Source organism: Barnesiella sp. ET7, from assembly GCF_024733785.1.
GTDB classification, from domain to species: Bacteria; Bacteroidota; Bacteroidia; order Bacteroidales; family Barnesiellaceae; genus Barnesiella; species Barnesiella merdigallinarum.
Window position 1 is genome coordinate 1 of the sequence record NZ_JANRHM010000039.1, and the last position, 3,261, is coordinate 3,261.

General features: G+C 52.0%; 1 tRNA gene and 2 rRNA genes. All 3 read left to right on the top strand.

The annotated features are described in order from the left end of the window. Window positions 1-20 precede the first annotated feature (20 nt). The 3 genes from NW211_RS13680 (at window position 21) to rrf (ending at window position 3,248) form a co-directional block, all read left to right on the top strand. Window positions 21-94: transfer RNA gene (locus tag NW211_RS13680), tRNA-Ala, on the top strand. Between the two features lie 98 nt (window positions 95-192). Continuing rightward, a 23S ribosomal RNA gene (locus tag NW211_RS13685) occupies window positions 193-3,059 on the top strand. Window positions 3,060-3,139: 80 nt separating this feature from the next. Next, a 5S ribosomal RNA gene (gene rrf / locus NW211_RS13690) occupies window positions 3,140-3,248 on the top strand. Window positions 3,249-3,261 lie beyond the last annotated feature (13 nt).

The window sequence follows — 3,261 nt, forward strand, 5'->3', positions numbered from 1 at the left end:
AAGAGAGTAAAGTGGTAGCGGGGGGATTAGCTCAGCTGGCTAGAGCACCTGCTTTGCAAGCAGGGGGTCAACGGTTCGAATCCGTTATTCTCCACAGAAGATCCTTGACATGTTGGAAAAAAAGAGAACAAGAGCACGAAGCAAACCATATCAACCCAAAACGACAGCTCTTCATTACTGAAGAGAAGCCGCAAGAAAGTAAGAAAGGGCGCATGGGGGATGCCTAGGCTCTCGGAGGCGAAGAAGGACGTGATAAGCTGCGAAAAGTTACGGAGAGGCGCAAATAGCCCGTGACCCGTAAATCTCCGAATGGGGCAACCCAGTCAGCAATGACTATACCGCATGGCGGTAGGCAAACGCGGGGAACTGAAACATCTAAGTACCCGCAGGAAGAGAAAATAACAATGATTCCGCAAGTAGTGGCGAGCGAACGCGGAAGAGCCCAAACCGACGATGTTACGGCACCGTCGGGGTAGAAGGATCCATGACAAAGACAAGACCGAGCATAGCAGAATACGATGGAAATCGTAGCCATAGAGGGTGACAGTCCCGTAAGCGAAATGCGAAGGAAGTCGAATGGACACCTGAGTAACCCAGGACACGAGAAATCCGGGGCGAATCAGCGGGGACCATCCCGTAAGGCTAAATACTCCCGAGAGACCGATAGCGAACCAGTACTGTGAAGGAAAGGTGAAAAGAACCTCGAACAGAGGAGTGAAAAAGACCCTGAAACCATGCGCCTACAAGCGGTCGGAGCACGAAAGTGTGACGGCGTGCCTTTTGCATAATGAACCTACGAGTTACTGTTGCTGGCGAGGTTAAGCGATTCAGTCGCGGAGCCGAAGCGAAAGCAAGTCCGAACAAGGCGTATAGTCAACAGCAGTAGACGCGAAACCAAGTGATCTACCCTTGGTCAGGTTGAAGGTTGGGTAACACCAACTGGAGGACCGCACTGATAAGCGTTGAAAAGCTTACGGATGAACTGAGGGTAGGAGTGAAAGGCCAATCAAACTTGGAGATAGCTCGTACTCCCCGAAATGCATTTAGGTGCAGCCTCGGGCAAGAATGGCAGAGGTAGAGCGACTGATAAGATGCGAGGGCTTCACCGCCTATCAAGTCTTGACAAACTCCGAATACTGCCATTTGTTACCCGGGAGTGAGGGCATGGGTGCTAAGGTCCATGTCCGAAAGAGGAACAACTCAGACCACCAGCTAAGGTCCCGAAATAAGGGCTAAGTTGAACAAACGAAGTAAAACTGCAGAGACAGCTAGGATGTTGGCTTGGAAGCAGCCATTCATTTAAAGAGTGCGTAACAGCTCACTAGTCGAGGAGTTTTGCATGGATAATAATCGGGCATAAGCCCTTTACCGAAGCTGTGGATGTCGCAAGACGTGGTAGGGGAGCATTCCGTCGGCGGCGAAGGTCAGCCTCGAGGCTGGCTGGAGCTTACGGAAAAGCAAATGTAGGTATAAGTAACGATAAAGGGGGCGAGAAACCCCCTCGCCATAAGACTAAGGATTCCTGATCAACGCTAATCGGATCAGGGTAAGTCGGGACCTAAGGCAAAGCCGAACGGCGCAGCCGATGGAAGAAACGGTCAAGATTCCGTTACTGGTATAAGGAGCGACGTGGAGACGGAGAAGTGACACACCCGCCTGCTGACGGAATAGCAGGTTAAAGGAGGTAGGTAAACGTGACCCAGGCAAATCCGGGTCTTGTGCCGAAACTGACAGTATCGAGAGCCCCCGGGCAATCGAATAGCGGTGGTAAGCAGGCTCCCGAGAAAATCCGCTAAGCATATTCTTATATCACCCGTACTCCAAACGGACACACGTAGTCGGGTAGAATATACCAAGGCGCTCGAAAGATTCACGGTTAAGGAACTAGGCAAATTGACCCTGTAACTTCGGGAAAAAGGGTCCCCAGTAAGATGGGGCGCAGAGAATAGGTCCAGGCAACTGTTTAACAAAAACACAGGGCTGTGCAAAATTTAAAGATGAAGTATACAGCCTGACACCTGCCCGGTGCCGGAAGGTTAAGAGGAGACGTCATCGCAAGAGAAGCGTTGAATTGAAGCCCCGGTAAACGGCGGCCGTAACTATAACGGTCCTAAGGTAGCGAAATTCCTTGTCGGGTAAGTTCCGACCTGCACGAATGGTGTAATGATCCGGACACTGTCTCAACCGTGAGTTCGGTGAAATTGTAGTATCGGTGAAGATGCCGATTACCCGCAACGGGACGAAAAGACCCCGTGAACCTTTACTGCAACTTAACATTGCGTTTGGGCATTCGATGTGTAGGATAGTCCGGAGGCTGAGAAGCGGTGACGCCAGTCATCGTGGAGCCGCTGTTGAAATACGGACCTTTGAATGTTTGAACGCTAACTCGCAGAAGCGAGGACACTGTTTGGTGGGTAGTTTGACTGGGGTGGTCGCCTCCAAAAGCGTAACGGAGGCTTCTAAAGGTACCCTCAGGCCGATTGGTAACCGGCCGCAGAGTGTAATGGCACAAGGGTGCTTGACTGAGAGACAGACAAGTCGACCAGGTAGGAAACTAGAGCATAGTGATCCGGTGGTTCCGCATGGAAGGGCCATCGCTCAAAGGATAAAAGGTACTCCGGGGATAACAGGCTGATCCCTCCCAAGAGCTCATATCGACGGAGTGGTTTGGCACCTCGATGTCGGCTCGTCACATCCTGGGGCTGGAGAAGGTCCCAAGGGTTGGGCTGTTCGCCCATTAAAGTGGCACGCGAGCTGGGTTCAGAACGTCGTGAGACAGTTCGGTCTCTATCTGTTGTGGGCGTAGGAAATTTGCGGGGGTCCGACACTAGTACGAGAGGACCGTGTTGGACAGACCCCTGGTGTATCGGTTGTTCCGCCAGGAGCACAGCCGAGTAGCTAAGTCTGGAAGGGATAAGCGCTGAAAGCATCTAAGTGCGAAGCCCGCCCCAAGATAAGATTTCCATGAGGGACGTCAAAGACGATGACGTAGATAGGTCGCAGGTGTAAAGGCAGCAATGCCAAAGCCGAGCGAAACTAATCTCCCGAAACTTTGCAGCGGCGGATAGTCGGGAAGGGCCGATAAGGCGAGCGAGAGTGCAAGTTCGAAATTTTTTCAAACGTCAAGGATCGAGATATTCAAGGCGGTTATAGCACGGGGGATCCACCTCTACCCATTCCGAACAGAGAAGTTAAGCCCCGTCACGCCGATGGTACTGCGCAAGTGGGAGAGTAGGTAGCCGCCACCTTAAAAGATGAGCC